Origin of the sequence: Fictibacillus sp. 7GRE50 (assembly GCF_015903875.1) — a bacterium.
GTDB lineage: Bacteria > Bacillota > Bacilli > Bacillales > Fictibacillaceae > Fictibacillus > Fictibacillus phosphorivorans.
This window is the reverse complement of record NZ_JACZDW010000008.1, coordinates 49257-67539: the sequence shown is the minus strand read 5'-3', so window position 1 is coordinate 67539 and position 18283 is coordinate 49257. Positions and strand designations below refer to the sequence as shown.

The 18283-nt window shown below is 39.8% G+C and carries 20 protein-coding genes; 8 read left to right on the top strand and 12 right to left on the bottom strand.

Features of this window, described 5'->3' with window-relative positions; genetic code table 11:
- Nucleotides 1–245 precede the first annotated feature (245 nt).
- The gene (locus IHV12_RS20685; protein ID WP_197192130.1) at nucleotides 246–1112 is read right to left on the bottom strand and encodes a nucleotidyltransferase-like protein; all 867 of its coding nucleotides are present in this window, start codon (nucleotides 1110–1112) and stop codon (nucleotides 246–248) included.
- Between the two features lie 118 nt (nucleotides 1113–1230).
- Between IHV12_RS20685 and IHV12_RS20680 the strand changes: the two genes are divergently transcribed.
- Nucleotides 1231–1596, top strand: a complete 366-nt coding sequence (locus IHV12_RS20680; protein WP_066286256.1) for a YgzB family protein — start codon at nucleotides 1231–1233, stop codon at nucleotides 1594–1596.
- Between the two features lie 34 nt (nucleotides 1597–1630).
- Here the strand turns inward: IHV12_RS20680 and perR are convergent, their stop codons facing one another.
- The 4 genes from perR to IHV12_RS20660 form a co-directional block, all read right to left on the bottom strand.
- Nucleotides 1631–2062, bottom strand: coding sequence for a peroxide-responsive transcriptional repressor PerR (gene perR / locus IHV12_RS20675; RefSeq protein ID WP_137792276.1), 432 nt, complete (start codon nucleotides 2060–2062; stop codon nucleotides 1631–1633).
- 107 nt (nucleotides 2063–2169) lie between these two features.
- Complete coding sequence (locus tag IHV12_RS20670) at nucleotides 2170–2718, bottom strand: cob(I)yrinic acid a,c-diamide adenosyltransferase (protein WP_197134127.1); 549 nt, start codon at nucleotides 2716–2718, stop codon at nucleotides 2170–2172.
- Nucleotide 2719: 1 nt separating this feature from the next.
- On the bottom strand, nucleotides 2720–3670 hold the full coding sequence (locus tag IHV12_RS20665; RefSeq protein WP_197192129.1) for a D-2-hydroxyacid dehydrogenase: 951 nt from the start codon (nucleotides 3668–3670) through the stop codon (nucleotides 2720–2722).
- A 298-nt stretch (nucleotides 3671–3968) separates the two neighbouring features.
- Nucleotides 3969–5078: an aminopeptidase gene (locus IHV12_RS20660; protein ID WP_197192128.1), complete on the bottom strand. Its 1110-nt coding sequence runs from the start codon at nucleotides 5076–5078 to the stop codon at nucleotides 3969–3971.
- A 146-nt stretch (nucleotides 5079–5224) separates the two neighbouring features.
- On the opposite strand from IHV12_RS20660, the gene IHV12_RS20655 reads away from it, so the two are divergent.
- Nucleotides 5225–5404: an H-type small acid-soluble spore protein gene (locus tag IHV12_RS20655; protein WP_197192127.1), complete on the top strand. Its 180-nt coding sequence runs from the start codon at nucleotides 5225–5227 to the stop codon at nucleotides 5402–5404.
- A 27-nt stretch (nucleotides 5405–5431) separates the two neighbouring features.
- Here IHV12_RS20655 and bcp read toward each other — a convergent pair whose 3' ends face one another.
- From bcp to IHV12_RS20640, 3 genes are all read right to left on the bottom strand, one after another.
- Entirely contained in the window at nucleotides 5432–5902 is a 471-nt protein-coding gene (bcp, locus tag IHV12_RS20650; RefSeq protein ID WP_197134115.1) for a thioredoxin-dependent thiol peroxidase, read from the bottom strand.
- A gap of 66 nt (nucleotides 5903–5968) precedes the next feature.
- Nucleotides 5969–6385, bottom strand: a complete 417-nt coding sequence (locus IHV12_RS20645) for an ion channel (protein WP_197134112.1) — start codon at nucleotides 6383–6385, stop codon at nucleotides 5969–5971.
- A 100-nt stretch (nucleotides 6386–6485) separates the two neighbouring features.
- Complete coding sequence (locus tag IHV12_RS20640; RefSeq protein WP_197134109.1) at nucleotides 6486–7031, bottom strand: NADPH-dependent FMN reductase; 546 nt, start codon at nucleotides 7029–7031, stop codon at nucleotides 6486–6488.
- Nucleotides 7032–7272: 241 nt separating this feature from the next.
- Between IHV12_RS20640 and IHV12_RS20635 the strand changes: the two genes are divergently transcribed.
- The 3 genes from IHV12_RS20635 to IHV12_RS20625 are packed head-to-tail and all read left to right on the top strand — an operon-like array spanning nucleotide 7273 to nucleotide 10174.
- Nucleotides 7273–8319, top strand: a complete 1047-nt coding sequence (locus IHV12_RS20635; protein ID WP_197192126.1) for an ArsR/SmtB family transcription factor — start codon at nucleotides 7273–7275, stop codon at nucleotides 8317–8319.
- A gap of 15 nt (nucleotides 8320–8334) precedes the next feature.
- Nucleotides 8335–9261 carry an ABC transporter permease subunit gene (locus IHV12_RS20630; protein ID WP_197134103.1) on the top strand — a complete coding sequence of 309 codons (927 nt, stop codon included), beginning with the start codon at nucleotides 8335–8337 and terminating at the stop codon, nucleotides 9259–9261.
- Nucleotides 9251–10174 carry an ABC transporter permease gene (locus tag IHV12_RS20625; RefSeq protein WP_197134101.1) on the top strand — a complete coding sequence of 308 codons (924 nt, stop codon included), beginning with the start codon at nucleotides 9251–9253 and terminating at the stop codon, nucleotides 10172–10174. Before IHV12_RS20630 ends, IHV12_RS20625 begins: the two co-directional genes overlap by 11 nt.
- 212 nt (nucleotides 10175–10386) lie before the next feature.
- Here the strand turns inward: IHV12_RS20625 and IHV12_RS20620 are convergent, their stop codons facing one another.
- The 3 genes from IHV12_RS20620 to IHV12_RS20610 are packed head-to-tail and all read right to left on the bottom strand — an operon-like array spanning nucleotide 10387 to nucleotide 12979.
- Nucleotides 10387–11172, bottom strand: coding sequence for an ABC transporter permease (locus IHV12_RS20620; protein ID WP_197134098.1), 786 nt, complete (start codon nucleotides 11170–11172; stop codon nucleotides 10387–10389).
- A 6-nt stretch (nucleotides 11173–11178) separates the two neighbouring features.
- On the bottom strand, nucleotides 11179–11970 hold the full coding sequence (locus IHV12_RS20615) for an ABC transporter permease (RefSeq protein WP_144703842.1): 792 nt from the start codon (nucleotides 11968–11970) through the stop codon (nucleotides 11179–11181).
- Complete coding sequence (locus tag IHV12_RS20610) at nucleotides 11963–12979, bottom strand: ABC transporter ATP-binding protein (RefSeq protein WP_197134095.1); 1017 nt, start codon at nucleotides 12977–12979, stop codon at nucleotides 11963–11965. Before IHV12_RS20610 ends, IHV12_RS20615 begins: the two co-directional genes overlap by 8 nt.
- A gap of 447 nt (nucleotides 12980–13426) precedes the next feature.
- On the opposite strand from IHV12_RS20610, the gene IHV12_RS20605 reads away from it, so the two are divergent.
- The 3 genes from IHV12_RS20605 (at nucleotide 13427) to IHV12_RS20595 (ending at nucleotide 17305) form a co-directional block, all read left to right on the top strand.
- Nucleotides 13427–14713 carry a glutamate-1-semialdehyde 2,1-aminomutase gene (locus IHV12_RS20605; protein WP_197192125.1) on the top strand — a complete coding sequence of 429 codons (1287 nt, stop codon included), beginning with the start codon at nucleotides 13427–13429 and terminating at the stop codon, nucleotides 14711–14713.
- 213 nt (nucleotides 14714–14926) lie between these two features.
- A complete protein-coding gene (locus IHV12_RS20600; protein ID WP_197134076.1) occupies nucleotides 14927–15997 on the top strand; it encodes an FUSC family protein in 1071 nt (356 codons plus the stop codon).
- Nucleotides 15998–16330: 333 nt separating this feature from the next.
- On the top strand, nucleotides 16331–17305 hold the full coding sequence (locus IHV12_RS20595; RefSeq protein ID WP_197192124.1) for a nuclease-related domain-containing protein: 975 nt from the start codon (nucleotides 16331–16333) through the stop codon (nucleotides 17303–17305).
- 46 nt (nucleotides 17306–17351) lie between these two features.
- On the opposite strand, the gene IHV12_RS20590 is transcribed toward IHV12_RS20595, so the two are convergent.
- Nucleotides 17352–18272, bottom strand: coding sequence for an ABC transporter permease (locus tag IHV12_RS20590; RefSeq protein ID WP_197134071.1), 921 nt, complete (start codon nucleotides 18270–18272; stop codon nucleotides 17352–17354).
- Nucleotides 18273–18283 lie beyond the last annotated feature (11 nt).

The following is an 18283-nucleotide window of genomic DNA, read 5'->3' as shown; positions in this document are numbered from 1 at the left end:
GATTTAAAACTGACGGAATTAATTCTTAATTCCTTACCTATTTCTTTTGTTCAGTTTTCAAAGAACTGTGTGTTTCGTGTGTCGCTCGTTTTGGCGACTTTATTAGGATATCATCTTAAAAACAAGATGTCAACCTGTTTTTTTATCGTGTTTCCCGACTGCAACATTGTTTCTGTGTGTCGCAGCGACAAGAAATAATATAGCACGATATAGATAAACAGGTCAACACCTTTTTAGAAAAAAGTTTATTCTTTTATTGAGTAGTAACGATGATACAGGTTTTTGCTCTTTGTTTCCCGCTTGATTGCCTTTATATAACCCTTGTCTTTTAAGTGCGTAAGAATCATAGGAAGATCGATCGCATAGTCTTGAACCTCATCATGTTCCATCAATTCATGATATGCCCATTCATCCTTCTCTTTAATAATACCCAACAGATGATGCGCACCTAATTTTGTTTTAGAAGAAAGTGAAAACTCTGATGCTAGTAATAGAAGTTCGATTCTTTTATCAATCGTCTCTTCTCCTGTTACAAGCTCTTCATACAACTTAAAGATTTCAGGTTGGATCATCTTCACCTGGTTCCAAACAGTAACTTCTGGATAATATCCATGTTCAATAACAGATAGACGAGCTAAATGATGAAGAGCATGCATGATGTTGTTAAATGCATCTAAATAATGGCCCGAGTGGAAGAGTTCTTTTCCATCGTTATATCGGCGAAGTAGTTTTGCAAACTCAAGACCAATCTTATGTGTTCTTTCTTCAGCAGGAAACTCGTGAAGTCGGTCTCTTAATCTTGTTATGTACTCATTACGGTTAAATAGAACTTTCCCGTTCATCACCCAATCAACCGCTCTTTTATTCGTACCGAGCATCAACCAAGAATTAAGCAGTTGTTCTGTCACAATGTGAAGCGCAGCTGAGGTTGACTCAAACTCGTAGTGTTTGATCATCAAAGGCTGATCGGATTCTTTTACTATAATAAGAAGTATTGAATCAAAGTGATCCGTGCCAGGGCTGAATGGTTTATTCTTTTCAACAAAAAGCACTCCTAATGTGTTTTCGTTGCTTGCTCTCTCCTGATACAGCGGGCGTAAAATATCTTCCATGAAGGTCATCTCCCATTTTAACAAAATCCTGTTTGTTACTTTCAACATCAAATAAAGAAATCCTTTTTCTTTTCCTAAGAGTTCATATGTTATACTAATGAACGGAGGAGGGACAGGTATGATAAAGTATACGAGCAAAATCAATAAAATACGTACGTTCGCGTTAAGCCTTGTTTTTATAGGTATTATCATCATGTATGCAGGCCTGTTTTTCAAGACAAGTTTTGTCGTTATGTCTATTTTTATGGTGATTGGGTTTATCGCAACGATCGCTAGTGCTGGTGTTTACTTCTGGATAGGTATGATCTCTACTCAGGCTGTGCAGGTTGTCTGCCCAAACTGCGGAAAAGTAACGAAAGTACTAGGACGTGTAGATGCATGTATGTCATGTAACCAGCCACTTACGATGGATAAGGGTCTTGAGGGCGAAGAATTTGATGAGAAATACAACTCAAAACGCCAGATGCGCAAAGAGAATAGATAAAGCTGACTTACCGTAGTGGAAAGTCAGCTTTTTTTTAATGTTTTCTTTTGCAATCCGGGCATACTCCGTAAATTTCCATACGGTGTCGGCCTACATCAAACCCTGTTACAGATTCTGCTAGACTCTCGACCTCATCTAAACCGGGATAATGGAAATCCACTATCTTGCCGCATGAATCACAGATGATATGGTAGTGATCAGTCGTCACACAATCAAATCGGCTTGATGAATCCCCATAAGTCAGTTCTTTTACAAGACCCGCTTCTTTAAAAACTCTAAGGTTATTGTAGACTGTTGCTACACTCATATTTGGAAATTTCCCCTCCAGCGCTTTGTAAATCTCATCAGCAGTCGGATGGGACATTGATTGGATAAGATGCTCTAAGATAGCATGACGCTGAGGTGTAATCCGTACCCCTACTGATTTTAAGTTGTCGATTGCCGCGTTTATCTTAGCGCTTGACATCGTCATGCACCCCATTTCTTTAAGAATTCTTACTTTATAATCGTTATAATTAGTCTACTGCTTTTCTACAGGTTTTGTCAATTGAAGTGTATGTATGCAGTATTGTATTAGGACTGATCTTCGTGTAGAACTGGCTCTTTCACTTTCATTTGTTCGTTAACGTAACGTGCAGCAACGAAGAGGAAATCAGAAAGTCTGTTAAGATAAGACAACACAAGTGGATTTACACCTTCAATTTCTACAGCAATACGTTCTGCTCGCCTCGCAATTGTTCGTGCGGTATGAAGAGCACTTGCTGACGGGGAACCGCCAGGAAGAATGAACTGCTTTAAAGGTTTCAGTCCCGCCTGCCAATGATCAATCGTCTCTTCAAGAAATGAGATATCTTCTTCTTTTAATTTCCACGCTACTTCCTTACCCGCTGGAGTCGCTAGCTCAGCTCCAACATGAAATAAAACAGTCTGTACTTTTTGCATAACAGTTGTCGCTTTTTCAGCCCATTCTTCTCTCGGCAGCAAGCTTACGCCAAATCCGATCATGCTATTCGCTTCATCACATGTGCCATACGCGTCTACCCGCACATCGTTTTTAGAAACCCGTTCACCAAAGATTAAGGATGTTGTTCCTTTATCTCCAGTTTTTGTGTATATTTTCATACTAATACCCCCGGTCATATGGAATGATATTGATCATCTCTTTACGCTTATCATTTCTATATAGAGTTAGATTATCACAAAAGATCTCGATCGCTCTTTCTTGGTATTGAGGTGAAATCCCTGAAAGGTGCGGCGTAACCGTTACGTTCTTCATATCCCATAATGGACTTTCTTCTACTAATGGCTCTTTTTCAAACACATCGAGAACGGCGTGGCCAATCTTCTCGACTTGCAATGCTTGGATCAGCTCTACTTCATCTACCGTTTTTCCTCTTCCGATATTAATGAATACTGTGTTTTGCTTCATTAGAGAAAAGGCGCTCTTTCCAACGAAATGAAAAGTATGTGGTGTTGAGGGGAGAACATTCACGATAAAATCACTTTCTTCATAAAGAGTGGAGATTCCTTCTTTATCCACGATTACATCACAATTATCCGCCGGATGCCCGCTTCTATTAAATCCGATGGTTTTCATATTAAAAGCTTTCGCAAGTCTTGCTATCTCGCATCCGATTGCTCCTGTTCCTAATATACCAAGTGTCTTTCCTGAGATCTCAGTCATCGGCACTTTCCGATCCCACGTGTGCTGTTTTTGATTTTCTAAAAGCAGACTTGCTCTGCGTGAAACTTGCAGCATCATGGAAATCGTATATTCTGCCATAGGCGTTTTGTGGATACCTCTTGCATTCGTAATCAGAATATCTTGTTTTTCTAGAGCTTTAAACGGCATTTTATCAAGACCAGCTGAAATAACCATGATCCATTGTAGTTCTTTTGATTCAGCTACTAATTCATCAGTTAGATCTTCCCCATAAGATAATAAGATTTCAGCTTGATTAAGATACGCCTTAGCTTCTTTCATGTTCTTATAAAAATGAAATTCTTCATTCGGGAACGTGTTCTTTAATCCGTCTTTTATATCATCTCTTAATCGCGCACTGGAAAGAATCATAAGAAACACCTCTTTTCGAGTAATAGAAAAAGCGGGAACGTGCTCCCCGCTTTTTAAGTTGTTACTGTTTTGTTTTGGCTGTTTCCTAATGGAATTACTTTGAGTCTGTTTGTTCTCAATCTTCATTGAAAATTTGATTGGAGTGAAAGGTGCGAGACTCCTGGGGGATCAGCGGGACAGGTGAGACTCTTAATAGTGCAAGGCACTAAGAGGCTCACCGCACGCCCCCCGGAAAGCGAGCAACCTGTAACGGAAATCAATAACCCACATAGAGCAACAAAGCTATCCAAAACAGTTTTTACTTAAGGTTCTCTGGATTAAGACCTTGAAGTTCCGGCAGTACGAACAAACCGTCTTTTCTGATCAATACATCGTCAAAGTAGATTTCTCCTCCGCCGTACTCCGGACGCTGAATCAACACCATATCCCAGTGGATGCCTGATTCGTTTCCGTTGTATGCATCTTGATACGCTCTTCCAGGTGTGAAGTGAATGCTTCCGCCAATCTTCTCATCAAATAAGATATCTCCCATCGGGTGCTGGATCAGTGGATTTACCCCGATCGCAAATTCCCCAACATAACGAGCACCTTCATCTGTATTAAAGATCTCGTTTAATTTTTCGGTGTTGTCTGAAGTGGCTTCAACAATCTTTCCATCTTTGAAAGTAAGTTTTACGTTGTTAAACGTTGTTCCGTGATAAGGACAAGGTGTGTTATAAGTAATGGTTCCATTCACACTGTCTTTTACGGGTGCCGTAAATACTTCTCCGTCAGGAATGTTATTTTCACCTGCACACATAACAGCTGGAATTCCTTTGATAGAGAACGTTAGATCAGTTCCCGGAGCTGTGATGCGTACTTTATCTGTACTTTCCATTAATGCATGAAGTGGTTTTTGTGCTTCAGCCATCGCCTTATAGTCCACGTTACACACATCAAGTACAAAATCAGTGAACTTTTCTAAGCTCATTTTTGCCATTTGTGCAAGACCTGTAGTTGGGTAGTTTAATAATACCCATTGGCGGTCATTGATGATCATGTTTTGAACAGGCTTATTGATCTCCGCTTTCATCTGGAAAATCTCACTTGGAACTTCTGAGAACTCTGCATCATTGTTTTTACATTGAATAGAGATATACGCATCAATATCTTCTATGCGTGCAAGATCCCATTTCACTTGTGCCTCAGAATGTTCTTTCGTTGAGCCCATCATTAATGCACGTGAAATTTCTTCGTCTGCTAGTTGAACGTAAGGAAAAGCTCCTAACTTGTAAGTTTCCTGTACGAGCTCTTTTACGAGTGGCTTCCCTGCTAAGAATGAAGTAATAAGTACTTTTTGCCCTTTTTCAACCTTTAGTGAATGCGTCAGCAATGTTCTAGCCAACGTCGTTAAACGTTCATCTCTCATTATGTATAACCCCCGAATTTATATGTTATAAAATTCACACTATTTCATTTTATCACGCATAAGCCATCATGCCTATTTATTAGGAACGAAAAGCATAGTCTATCAGTCTCTGTTGCATACTATTTGGCGTGGAGGTGAATGAATTCATGAACGTATCACGCGCTCAGCAGATCATTAAATCAGAAAAAGAGATCCAAGTGCTTCACAACGGAACTCCTGTATGGCTTCAATCTGTTGATGAAAACAATCAAACCGCTAGAGCTTACACAAGAGAACAGCCCGATCAAGAGATGGACATTCCTGTAACAGAACTTCAGGAAAGTTAAAAAGCCCCGATTTCTCAGGGCTTTTTTCTATGACAGATTTTCTTCTATAAATTTCAACGCTTCTTCTACATGATCTTTTACTTTTACTTTTCGATATTCTTTCGCGATGTTTCCTTCTCCATCAATAATAAACGTGGAGCGTTCGATTCCCATGTATTCCTTGCCAAAGTTCTTTTTCAGTTTCCAAACATCGTATAGCTCTGCAACTTTATGTTCCTCATCAGCTAAAAGGATGAACGGAAGACCATGCTTCTCGATAAATTTGTCATGTCGCGCTAGCGGGTCAGGACTAACTCCGAGAATAACGGTATTCTGTTGCTTAAAGTCTTCGTGACGATCTCTGAAATCACATGCTTGCGTTGTACATCCTGGCGTCATATCTTTTGGATAAAAGTAGAGAACCACATTTTTGCCTTTGAAATCTATTAATTTAACTTCTTTTCCATTACTTGCCGGTAATGTAAAGTCAGGTGCTTTACTTCCTGTTTTTATCGTCATTGTATTTTAGACCTCCTTAAAGTTCCATCTTCTTTAAGGGTAGCCTATATGTCCGTTTTCAAACAACTATTTTGCCATCTTGTTATGGTGAACAACCGAAGATAGCACGAAAGCAATCGGCAGCAAATACCCTATCAGCGCTTGAAGAGCGGCTATCCACCTTCCTGCTCCAACAGGTACGATGTCTCCATAACCTACTGACAAAATCGTCGTGCTGCTGAAATAGATACATGCTTCTATAAAAGAGAAAAAATCACTCTGATTCAATTCTAGTTTTATGACGGGATAGCCCATCAGAGAGATAAGGGCATAAATGAGTCCAAATCCTGAAATGATTGTTCCGTACACGATGAACAAGATCAGCAGATGACTCGCTGGCATCAGATGTTCTTTGATTCCAGGATGTTTAAAGAGCATCCATATACTTCTGATAATGAGACTAGCAGTTGTTATGATCAAGATTACTAATACGACATTTTCCATTCTGTCCACCTCTCTTTATCCTATGAAAAAGAAAGATTGAATAGGACAGCCTTATGATCAAAAAAGACAGCCTGATTTTCACAGGCTGTCTTCTTACTTTTTATTTAGCTTGGTTTACTGAAATCGCTTCTGTTAACTCTTTTAACTGAAGTGTTAACTCACGCACGCGCGTTTGCGCCAATTCATCAACGAGTACGTTGCCTTCATCAAAATTAACTGGATCTGCAACAAATTGATCTGGCAGTACTAAGCTGTAAACACCGCGGAGCACAGTGCGAAGATTAGTCAATGCGTTCATTCCGCCCTTTCCGCCTCCTGCAGCAACAGCAATTGCTGACGGTTTGTTCTTAAAATGCTTTCCTCCTAAGAAATCAAGCGCATTTTTCAATGCTCCGCTTATTCCGCTGTGATACTCTGGGCTCGTTACAAAAAAGCCATCAGCTTGTTCAGCATACTCAGCTAATTTTTTTACTGCCTCATTCTGAGCTGTCGTAGCATCTCCTGTAAATAAAGGTAACTTATCGATTCCTACATCAAAATACAAGACTTCAACGTTCATCTGTTTCAACGTTTCTGCAGCGAACTGTGCAATTCCTCTTGTTCTTGATTCTGCTGTCGGACTTCCTGCAATCACCATAATTTTCATATGTATTTCCTCATTTCTGCTATGCAATGTGATTTTGTTTATATCTTACAGGATAATGAATGCTTATTTATAACAATAAGCTTTGACATGTAAAAAATCAGGTCTTAAGTCCAGAAAATAAACATTGACTTATCTCCTATTAGAATGTAAATTATTTGTAATTTTGAAATTCTCAAAAACTAATTTGATTTTCAGCTAATCAAATTATAAATCATTCATACATAATGGAAGGACGATGAAAATGGCACTTGTTTCAGTTGACTTTTCCCCTTTTAACGAAATGATAATGAGCCTCCACGTTATTCAAAATCCTGCTCACCATCCCTATCGACTTGCATGGGCTGAAAAAGCAAAAAATAAATTACCTCAAGATCTTTTACTTTTAATCAACAAATGGGGACCGCATTTTTATGACTGGATGTATTTCGTTAACATTCGAAACGAATTTCAATTTAATGAATCTACCGTCGAAGAGGCCATTGAACGTATAGCGCTCATTCCAGACTTAACGTTTTCCTATCTCTTGCTAGGTGAGAAATATGGAAGTGACTCTTTGCTCAAGTGGAAAAACAACCCTGCATCAGCACCTCTTCACTCTATTGAACGAGACATTCTTTTACATGCTGCGCCCTGGAAAAGGAAGGTTTGTGATTTCTTTTATGATTACAACCGTTACTTGTTTGCAGAAGAGCTTTTCAGAATTACGCCTTGGATTTCAAGAGCATCTGACAATTTCAAGAAAGAACTGAGTGACTCGAAAATTGAAAGTTTAAATAGCATACATCCTGATGTTACAGTAACTTCTGATTCGATAAAAATTAAGAAGAATGATGTTTACACGTTTTCGTTTGAAGAGTTTCCTAGACTCGTGATTCAGCCATCTACATTCGCTACACCACACGTCATGCTTTGCTACAACCAAGACCGAGTTAGCATCGCACTCCATGTTGCTGTTCCGGATTCAGAAAAAAACCATGAACCACCTGAAGATTTAATTACCTTATTAAAAGTACTGAGTGAGCCAACAAGACTTAAGATTCTGCAAGACTTGCTTCACCATCCTTACAGCACGAAACAACTTGCTTATAAATACCATCTCACTGAAGCTACCGTATCGAATCATTTAAAGCAGTTGCTTTTATGTGGTTTAGCCGAAACACAAAGAAAAGGCTATTACGTTTTTTACACCGGTAAGCGAGAAAGACTGGAATCACTTCGTACAGATGTCGCTCAATTTATGCAGCAGCCTGTTTTGGACGAATATATTTTCACGGCTGACTTAACGTGAAAGGAAGCTAAAGTCATGAAGAAGTTATTCGTATTAATGAAACCTTATTTATTGCTGTCCATAGGTGTTATTTTACTCTCAGCAACTCCGTCTTTATTTGCTGGAGAGAACACTTTGAAATTCAGCCTGTTTCGTTACGGACAGACTGTTATTGAAACAATTGTCCAACTAACCAAACCACATACGTTAACTCTTTACACACAAACACAAACACTCGCCTTTCCTAAAATGCCCGAAAACCGCTCAGTAGAGTTTCTGGATCAGATCACTGAAAGACCATTATTTCCAGAGGTTTGGAGTATTGTCATCTATACTGCAGGACTCATCATAGCTAGTTTTACTATCGCTATCATTATGGCTATAGTACTTGGATGGATGACAGAACTGCTTCCTTCCATCTTTAAGAAAGTACTTCTAAAATGCTGCAGCTTACTAGAATCGATGCCAGATTTGTTCTTTGTTTTTTGCATACAGCTATTCGTTGTTTGGATTTATAAGCAAACTGGGTGGCTTGCCGCAAATCCTTTTACATCCAGCAAAGAACCTGCTCTTTTGATTCCGCTTGCAACACTCAGTATTGTACCTGGTATCTATTTATTTAGAATGATGCTATTACTTTCAGAGACAGAGGTGGATAAGGATTATATCACCTTTGCTCGTTCAAAAGGGATCAGTAAATCCGCTATAATTTTGAAACATCTTTTAAGTAACACCATCTCTGAACTCAGTACACACTTCCCCATCATCATGCTTCTTTTATTCAGCCAGATGGTCGTATTGGAATACCTGTTTAATATGAATGGTGTTATTCAAATTCTATTAAGTGAACAGCCTTATGAAACGAAGGCTATGCTTTTACTGCTGATCGTCACTCCGTTATTTGCAGCAGTTAAAGGTTTACAAAAAGTGATCTTCAAGAGGAGGTATATTCATGCTGAGTAAAATTCCTCTTTTCTTTACAGGTCTCTTTTTGCTTCTGTTCATTTTGGCTGCAAGTATTGTCATTCCGCTCGCATTTTCTGAACCTGAAGTAAACCAATTTCGATACTCTGATTCCTTAAAAAAGTTGGACATTCCGCCTTATAGTCCTTCTAAAGAGAATTGGCTTGGTACAGATCGTATTGGAAAGGATTTATTTTATATCTTAGTTGACGGTGCCAAATATACGATTCTTTTTGCCTGTATCATTACGTTAGCAAGAATCTTAATTTCTGTTATTTTGGGATTGTTTTTTAAACGCTTGTTTAATAGCAGCTGGTTCAGCGGTCTGATCCAAAGCTTCCAATACGTTCCACCATCCCTTATTGTACTGCTGACTTTGTCGCCTTTTCTTTTTTACGAATTAAGAAATGAATCTGTGCTCTCAACTTCAGAAACATTATTTCTTCAGTTGCTTGTTCTTATTGCAGTTGGTGTTCTGCCGCTCGGAAAAATCATCGCTGAAACGACTGAACTGTTATCGAGGACGGATTATGTTATCTGTGCCAAACTCATGGGTGCTTCTTCCTTTCAAATCACAGCAAAACATATTTTTCCCCATTTATGGCCGAGACTGTTTGTTTTAGTCGGCCGCCAATTTGCACAAGTTCTAACGTTAATGCTTCACTTAGCAATCTATCATCTTTTTATTGGCGGTGTGCAAATCACTTCCGGTCAAGAGCATGACCAATTCAACCATTATGCATCGGTTTCTAATGAATGGACTGGATTAATCTCTGCTTATCACAATGAACTAATGCTAGAGCCATTTATCGTTATGGTTCCTGTAACCGCTTTTGCCCTTTTGGTGCTTTGCATTAACATCATGACGAAAGATTTAGAACAGCATTTTAAGAATCGATCTTTGTCTAAATAAAATGGCTGTTTTTGTATTCATTGTTGCTTTTGAGAGTAGTTGATCTCCGTTTTAAATTGATCACTTTTCGCGGGGCAGGCGGTGCCATGGTACGTTTCACTTTCAAGTGTCATACCTGCCCAGCTGTCCTAGAACGATTTTGGCGAAACAAGTCTAGTATGGAAAATTAAACAACAAAAACCGCTCTCTCAATTAAGGAGAACGGTTTTTCTTTAGTTACCAGCGCCTCTATACTTTGTCACTCCAACGTTCCATAACGTTACAGCGACCAAGAAAAACACGATTCCAACAACCGGTGTTAAGAACGCATACGTATACCACTCTTCACGTTCTAAGAAATAGGAAGATGGATATACACCGACAAACGCGAACGGAAGGATCCACGTTAACACATACTTGATCACTTTGTTGTAGATATCAACTGGATATCTTCCGTAGTTTCCGATGTTGTACATCATCGGCATTATATCTGTTCTCGAATCAGACCAGAACCCGATCGTTGCAAGAGCAATGAAAATACCTGCATACACGAGTGCTCCGCCTATTACTAACAGAATGAAGATGAACGGATCGTACCAGCTGATCTCTAGACCCAGCTTATCACCTGCATAGAACATGACCACTAATCCTGTAACTACACCGAACAGTGATTCTAACTCCATTCGTTCAAGTACAATTTGAAAAAGACTGTGAACGGGTCTTGTTAAGATACGATCCATCTCGCCTTTTACAATATATCTGTCTGTAAAATCCCAGATATTAAAGAAAGAAGCAAAGATCGAGAATGGAACTAAGAAGAATCCGTAAATAAAGATCATCTCATCCTTACTCCATCCGGCAAGAAGATTCGTATGGCCGAATACGACTAGGATAAAAACTAAATTTACCGCTTGAAATAATAGATCTGAAAAGATTTCGACGATCATATCAGCACGATACGTAAGCCTTGTTTTTAAATATTGTCCGACGTATTGAAAAAAGATTGAAATATACTCCATCTGCTTCTAACCCCCTTGAACCACAAGCTGACGCTTCGCCAAAATCCATAGCCCATACACCGGAATGATAAGGAGTAGCGACCATATTGCTTGGTTAAGAAGGGCTTCATAGATCTGTGAGCCTTTAAACCCTTCAGTAAAAATCATACTCGGGATATAGCTGATCCCTTGAAACGGCAAGTAGCTCATCACGTTCTGAGCCCACATCGGATAGAAACTTAACGGTAAGATAAGTCCAGAAAACAAATCGATCACGACACGTTTTGCCCGAATCAAGCCATCATTATTAAATAAGAAGAAAGTTGCGATTCCAGCTAACAGATTGATCTGTGTGTTAATGATAAAGCTGAACGTGATCGATAGGAAAAATAACAACCATGTACTTGCGTTCGTGGATAATTCAATAGGAAACACGAGCGCTACGATGATCATTCCAGGAACAGAGAAGAATAAAAGCCTGAAGATTCCTTCGCCTAAGCCTTGCATCATCTTCATGTTTAAATACGGATAAGGACGGACCATCTCAACGGCCACTTTTCCTTCTTTAATTTCCATCGCAATCTCTCGGTCGATGTTGTTAAAATAAAAGGCTCTTGCCATCCACGCAACAGCTATATACGTTGTCATCTGAGTGATAGAAAGACCTTGTATGTTTTCTTTTCCTCCATAGATGGCACTCCATAGAAAGTAATAAGCTCCTATATTAATGCTATAAATGAGTATTCCACTGTAATAGTTCGTTCGGTATGCAAGCATCATTAAAAAACGGATGCGAATCATCTCGATATACTTACCCATGACGAACAGCACCTTCAACATAAATATTTCGGATGATCTCTTCTGTTGAGATCTCAAGAATCTTCAAGTCAGCAATCTTTTTAGCCGCAGTCACTTTTCCGATCACACCTGAAATCACGGTCTCGTCAGCATCAACCGAAGCAACCCATACTAGGTCACTCTCGCCTTTTTCCCAAACCACAAGATGTTCTTGTGTAAGATGCTGCAACTCTTCCACCGTTGCTTTTTCACTAAACTGAAACTGAATCTGTTTTCCTTCTGCCCAATTTTCACGAAGCTCTTTTAGTGGTCCATCATAAATAATTTTTCCTTCATCAAGCATAACCACTCGTTCACAAAGCGCTTCAATATCTGAAAGGTCATGCGTTGTTAAAAGAATCGTCGTACCGTATTTCTCGTTAATTCTCTTTAGAAACTCACGAATTTTTAACTTTACGAGCACATCAAGTCCGATTGTCGGCTCGTCCAGAAACAATAGCGGCGGATTATGAATAAGAGCTGCAGCTAATTCACAGCGCATGCGTTGTCCGAGTGAAAGTTTGCGGACAGGCTTGTCGAGCAACGGTCCGATATCAAGTGTCTCGATCACATCTTTCATATGCTCTTCATACTGTTGATCCGGCACATTGTAGATCTTCTTTAATAATCTGAAAGACTCTTGAACAGCTATATCCCACCATAACTGCGATCTTTGACCAAAGACGACGCCAATCGTTTTTACAAACTTCTCCCGCTCTTTATGCGGATTCATACCGTTAACAACAATTTTTCCGTCAGTCGGGGTGAGGATCCCTGTCAGCATTTTAATGGAAGTCGACTTACCTGCACCGTTCTCTCCGATATAACCGACCATCTCTCCTTTTTTTATCGTAAAAGAGATGTCGTCCACTGCTGTCTTGATCGTATAGTTTCGTGTAAAAAGATCACGAAACGCCCCCTTCAGACCTGATCGGCTGGAGAAGGATTTAAATTCTTTTTTTAAACCTTGTACATCTATAATGTTCTGCATAGAAATGCCTCCGTAATTTTTTTCGCTATAAATGTTGTTCTTTAAAGTGGTTGATCTGCGCTTCAGGTGCTTCGCTTTCCGTGGGGCAGGCGGTGAGCCACTCGCCGCTTTGCGCCCTTAAGTGTCTCACCTGACCGCTAGTCCCACAGGAGTCTCGCACCTTCCGCTCCAATCAACTAGTCAATGAAGAAAATATCAAAATAGAAAGTAACCTTTCTTAGAGAATCCAATTCTTAGCCTTGTAAGGTCCAAATTTTGCAATGTGAAATTTAAAGTTTCCTAAATAAAGAAACTCAAGGCACTCGATAAGTTTACTCCAATCACATTCATAAACTCAAATAGTTGAGACTATCTTGTCATAGTTTCCCATCTCTGTTCCTCGCGCTTATTCATGCTACAATATGAATTGAACTTAACTGACGTATCGTTTACAGGAGGTATTTATAGATGAATCATACGAAATCTGAAGCTCTCTATGATGAAGCGCTTCTACATATTGTTGGCGGTGTTAACAGTCCGTCCCGATCATTTAAAGCAGTTGGCGGTGGTGCACCTGTATTTATGGAACGCGCACAAGGCGCATATTTTTGGGATGAAGACGGCAATCAGTACATCGATTATCTAGCTGCTTATGGTCCTATTATTACCGGACATGCTCATCCTCATATCACAAAGGCAATCGTGACAGCCGCACAAAACGGTGTTCTTTACGGAACGCCTACTTCTCTTGAAGTAAAATTCGCGAAGATGTTAAAAGAAGCGATGCCTGCGATGGATAAAGTTCGTTTCGTAAACTCTGGAACAGAAGCGGTCATGACAACGATTCGCGTCGCTCGTGCTTATACAGGACGCGATAAGATCATCAAGTTCGCTGGCTGCTATCACGGCCATTCCGATTTAGTTTTAGTTGCAGCTGGCTCTGGTCCTTCGACTCTAGGTACTCCTGATTCAGCTGGTGTTCCAAAATCTATCGCGCAAGAAGTGATCACCGTTCCATTTAATGATGTTGACGCTTATCGTGAGGCGATGGATAAATGGGGAGATCAGATCGCTGCTGTTTTAGTGGAACCGATCGTTGGAAACTTCGGGATCGTCGAACCGAAAGAAGGCTTTTTGCAAGCTGTTAACGATATCACCCATGAACATGGCGCACTTGTAATCTATGATGAAGTGATTACAGCTTTCCGTTTCATGTATGGAGGCGCACAAGATCTTCTTGGTGTTAAACCAGACATGACAGCGCTCGGAAAGATTATCGGCGGCGGACTGCCGATCGGCGCATATGGCGGAAAACAAGAGATCATGGAAAAAGTAGCACCACTCGGACCTGCATATCAAGCTGGAACGATGGCAGGAAACCCAGCATCGATTTCAGCGGGTATCGCTTGTTTAGAAGTTTTAAAAGAAGAAGGCGTTTACGAGGAAATGGACCGCTTGGGTGCTATTCTTGAAAAAGGTTTGCTTGAACAAGCTGAGAAACATGGTGTTTCCGTAACGATCAACCGCTTGAAAGGTGCTTTAACCCTTTATTTTTCAGATGAAAAGATCGAGAACTATGTACAAGCAGAAGCAACAGATGGTGAGATTTTCGGAAGATACTTCAAACACATGCTGCATGAAGGGATCAACCTTGCTCCATCCAAATATGAAGCGATGTTCTTAACAACAGCGCACACCGAAGAAGACGTTCGCGCAACGATCGAAGCAGCTGGCAGAGCATTCAGCTCCCTATAAGTTTTATAGAAATATGAAAGAATCCGTCATGGTACGGATTCTTTTTTTGATTTAAGGGAAAACCTGTAATAGAGCGTTTTTGTTTTTCATAAGGTATATAGGTCTGTTACTTTTCACAATTTGTTAACAGATATTTACTTGATTAAAAGGTCGAAACAGTTTATAGTGTTTGAGATTATTAACATTTTTTATGAGAAAGGAATTATTGCAGTTATGAAACTAGGAGCCCGAATGATTAAAACGGGTTTAGCCATTTCTTTATCGATCTACTTAGCGATGTTGTTTCAATTGGATCAGCCGGTCTATGCCGCGATTGCCGCTACATTTGCGATCCAGCCATCCATCTATAGATCGTATCAAACCATTTTAGAACAAGTTCAAGGTAACTTGGTGGGTGCCATTTTTGCTATTATCTTTGTAATTTTACTAGGAAACAACCCATTTGTTATCGGATTCGTTGTCGTACTTGTCATTGCAGCGAACTTAAAAATGAAGATTGAGAAAACGATTCCGTTATCCATCGTTACTGTGATTGTGATCATGGAGAGCCATACGGAAAACTTCATCGGTTTTGCGATCGACCGTTTCTTATTGATCATGCTTGGCGTATTATCAGCGTTCTTAGTTAACTTGGTATTCATGCCGCCTAAATACGAAACGAAACTGTATTATAAAATTTCCGATCACACGGACGAAATCATAAAATGGATTCGCATGATTACCCGTCATGCTACAGAACATAGTGCCATTAAAGAAGATCTGACTCATCTCAAAGAAAACCGCTTTAAGATGGATCAATATTACTTATTGTATAAAGAAGAACGTACGTATTTTAGAAGCAATAAGTACACCAAAACACGAAAACTGGTTCTTTACCGCCAGATGATACAAACGACAAACAAAGCACTAGAACTGTTGAAGAGTCTTCACCGCCATGAAAACGAATTGAACAACATGCCTGAACCTCTTCAAGAGCTGATCCAATTAAAACTTGATGGCTTGACCAACTTCCACGAACAGATGCTGTTGAAGTACACAGACAAGATCCGTGCACAGCATACGCTTGATATGGATGATGCTATCAATAAAAAAGCACTCATGAAATGCATCATGAGCTATTACAAAAATCCAGAGAACGAAGATTGGATCGAACTATTCCCCGTTTTCGCCCTGATCATAGATTACGCAGACCAATTGGAACACTTAAACACACTGGTAGAAAGCTTTAAGAACTACCACCAGGAAGACAGTGAAGTTCAGTTGGACCAGCGGTTTGAGGACTAACATGTGTTCGAAGCCAACCCTTTTTTGAGGGTTGGTTTTTTTGTTTGTGTGGGTAGCGAATTGTTGTGTACACCAGTCTATAGCGGACATTACTCGGTACGCCTCTGTCGAAATATGTCTAGGATTGTAGACTCGTGGATAAACCACTAAAACTTTAGGATTCGAGGATAAAACTCGTGGATTAAACACTATTTCTTGTGGATTCATAGGTGAAATTTGTGGATTGAACTGATTTTAAATGTGATATTAGGTATCTTGGTCTTTGAGCTAAACGTAAGAATGCGGCAAAATGGAGTTCCATGATCCTAACTAAAATTGTAGGAGGCGCTTCATTTGAAAAAAGAAAGAAAAGCACCTATTTTTATTACCAAATTATCTAAATTGGTCAAAAGAATTCCACCCAATCATTTTAAGAAACAAGAATTTCAAGATTTGTTGCGGAATCATTCATCCGGCTTTAAAGGCGAGCAGTCACTCGAATACTTTTATCGTTATCTGCCCAAGGATATTCTTTACTTACATGGTCTTCGAATATTAGACGATGAATATTTTTTTCAAATGGACACTCTTCTCATTACTCCAAGTTTCATTACAATCCTTGAGATCAAATATATGGCTGGCCATCTTTATTTTGAAGACCAATTCTTTCAATTCATTCGAACTCATGCAGGAAAAGAAGAGGCATTTCCAAATCCGATTGATCAAGTTTCTCGCCAAAAAATTCATCTTACTAGGGTATTAGAACAACACAAAATGAATTTCTTACCTATTGAGACACTTGTGGTTATGACACATCCCGCAGGAATTATTGAAGCGGCACCAGGTTATAAAAAAGCTAATGAGATAGTCATTAAGAGTTCGAGTTTACAACAAAAGTACGAAAGTCTAATACAGAAATATACAGAAACTATGATTACTCAAAAACAGGTTAAAAAACTTGCAAGACTTCTCCTTAAGTTAAGCTCCTCGTACGATCCAGATATTTGTGAACTTTTCCAAGTAAATAAAAATGAGCTCTCAAAAGGGGTATTTTGTCCAACTTGTCCTCACTCCATCATGAACTATGCTTGGGGGAAATGGCATTGTTCTACTTGTAATACTTCTTCAAAAACTGCGCACATTGAAGCTCTTCAAGATTACGCACTATTAATATCAAATCATATTTCAAACTATGAGTTTGCATGGTATTTAAATTTACAATCTAGCAGCCAAGCTTACCACCTTCTTCGTTCATTAAATCTACCCTCAACTGGTACAAATCGAACAAGACTCTACAACCTAACCCCCCTCCTAGAAAAAACCACATAAAAAAGAAGCTCAGCCTAAGCCAAGCTTCCTCACATTCAACTAATCGCTAACTCTTCATTCGTGGATCTAGTGCATCACGCAGGCCGTCACCCATAAGGTTGAATCCGAGTACCGTGAGCATGATCGCTAAGCCTGGGAACAATACGGTCCATGGCGCTTGAATGATAAAGTCTTTTGAATCCGCGAGCATCTTACCCCACTCTGGAGTTGGTGGCTGTGCACCCATTCCTAAGAATCCAAGAGCTGCTGCTTCAATGATCGCCGTTGCGATGGCAAGTGTTCCTTGAACGATAATTGGAGCGAGACTGTTCGGGAGGATATGATGAATCAGTATCCTGAAGTCGCTCATTCCGACCGCTCGAGCTGCTGTAATGTATTCCTCTTCTTTTACACTAAGCACCCTTGAGCGCAACAAGCGTCCAAACGTTGGAATGTTTATAATCGCGATCGCGATCAACGCATTTTTTAGAGAAGGTCCAAGTACAGACACAACTGCAATAGCAAGTAAGATACTTGGAAACGCCAGTAAAATATCAAAAATACGGGAAATGATGCCATCGACCCATCTTCCATAATATCCTGCAATAATGCCAAGCAAGGAACCTACGATAACGGAGCCAGCTACCGAGAAAAATCCTACCCAAAGCGAGATGCGAGCACCATGAATGACACGGCTTAAAATATCACGGCCGAATTCATCCGTTCCAAACCAATGTTCAGCAGATGGAGCGATGTGTTTATCTTTTAGCTCAACTTCACTATAGCTGTAAGGTGCAATCAGGTCCGCGAAAATCGCAATCAAGATAAATAGCGATACGATCGATAGACCGACAAGAGCGATCTTATTCTTTTTGAAGCTTCTCCAAGCATCTTTCCAAGGAGAGATTACTTTGTCTTCCACAGGTTCCACTGGCATATGCTGTGGCTGCGGAACTACGGGAGGTGTTGATCTTGTGAGTTCTGACATTCTAATCCCTC

What these genes read in the sequence shown, in the direction of transcription:
- IHV12_RS20685 (WP_197192130.1), bottom strand. Translation starts at nt 1,112, where the DNA reads ATGGAAGATATTTTACGCCCGCTGTATCAGGAGAGAGCAAGCAACGAA.
- IHV12_RS20680 (WP_066286256.1), top strand. Translation starts at nt 1,231, where the DNA reads ATGATAAAGTATACGAGCAAAATCAATAAAATACGTACGTTCGCGTTA.
- perR (WP_137792276.1), bottom strand. Translation starts at nt 2,062, where the DNA reads ATGTCAAGCGCTAAGATAAACGCGGCAATCGACAACTTAAAATCAGTA.
- IHV12_RS20670 (WP_197134127.1), bottom strand. Translation starts at nt 2,718, where the DNA reads ATGAAAATATACACAAAAACTGGAGATAAAGGAACAACATCCTTAATC.
- IHV12_RS20665 (WP_197192129.1), bottom strand. Translation starts at nt 3,670, where the DNA reads ATGATTCTTTCCAGTGCGCGATTAAGAGATGATATAAAAGACGGATTA.
- IHV12_RS20660 (WP_197192128.1), bottom strand. Translation starts at nt 5,078, where the DNA reads ATGAGAGATGAACGTTTAACGACGTTGGCTAGAACATTGCTGACGCAT.
- IHV12_RS20655 (WP_197192127.1), top strand. Translation starts at nt 5,225, where the DNA reads ATGAACGTATCACGCGCTCAGCAGATCATTAAATCAGAAAAAGAGATC.
- bcp (WP_197134115.1), bottom strand. Translation starts at nt 5,902, where the DNA reads ATGACGATAAAAACAGGAAGTAAAGCACCTGACTTTACATTACCGGCA.
- IHV12_RS20645 (WP_197134112.1), bottom strand. Translation starts at nt 6,385, where the DNA reads ATGGAAAATGTCGTATTAGTAATCTTGATCATAACAACTGCTAGTCTC.
- IHV12_RS20640 (WP_197134109.1), bottom strand. Translation starts at nt 7,031, where the DNA reads ATGAAAATTATGGTGATTGCAGGAAGTCCGACAGCAGAATCAAGAACA.
- IHV12_RS20635 (WP_197192126.1), top strand. Translation starts at nt 7,273, where the DNA reads ATGGCACTTGTTTCAGTTGACTTTTCCCCTTTTAACGAAATGATAATG.
- IHV12_RS20630 (WP_197134103.1), top strand. Translation starts at nt 8,335, where the DNA reads ATGAAGAAGTTATTCGTATTAATGAAACCTTATTTATTGCTGTCCATA.
- IHV12_RS20625 (WP_197134101.1), top strand. Translation starts at nt 9,251, where the DNA reads ATGCTGAGTAAAATTCCTCTTTTCTTTACAGGTCTCTTTTTGCTTCTG.
- IHV12_RS20620 (WP_197134098.1), bottom strand. Translation starts at nt 11,172, where the DNA reads ATGGAGTATATTTCAATCTTTTTTCAATACGTCGGACAATATTTAAAA.
- IHV12_RS20615 (WP_144703842.1), bottom strand. Translation starts at nt 11,970, where the DNA reads ATGGGTAAGTATATCGAGATGATTCGCATCCGTTTTTTAATGATGCTT.
- IHV12_RS20610 (WP_197134095.1), bottom strand. Translation starts at nt 12,979, where the DNA reads ATGCAGAACATTATAGATGTACAAGGTTTAAAAAAAGAATTTAAATCC.
- IHV12_RS20605 (WP_197192125.1), top strand. Translation starts at nt 13,427, where the DNA reads ATGAATCATACGAAATCTGAAGCTCTCTATGATGAAGCGCTTCTACAT.
- IHV12_RS20600 (WP_197134076.1), top strand. Translation starts at nt 14,927, where the DNA reads ATGAAACTAGGAGCCCGAATGATTAAAACGGGTTTAGCCATTTCTTTA.
- IHV12_RS20590 (WP_197134071.1), bottom strand. Translation starts at nt 18,272, where the DNA reads ATGTCAGAACTCACAAGATCAACACCTCCCGTAGTTCCGCAGCCACAG.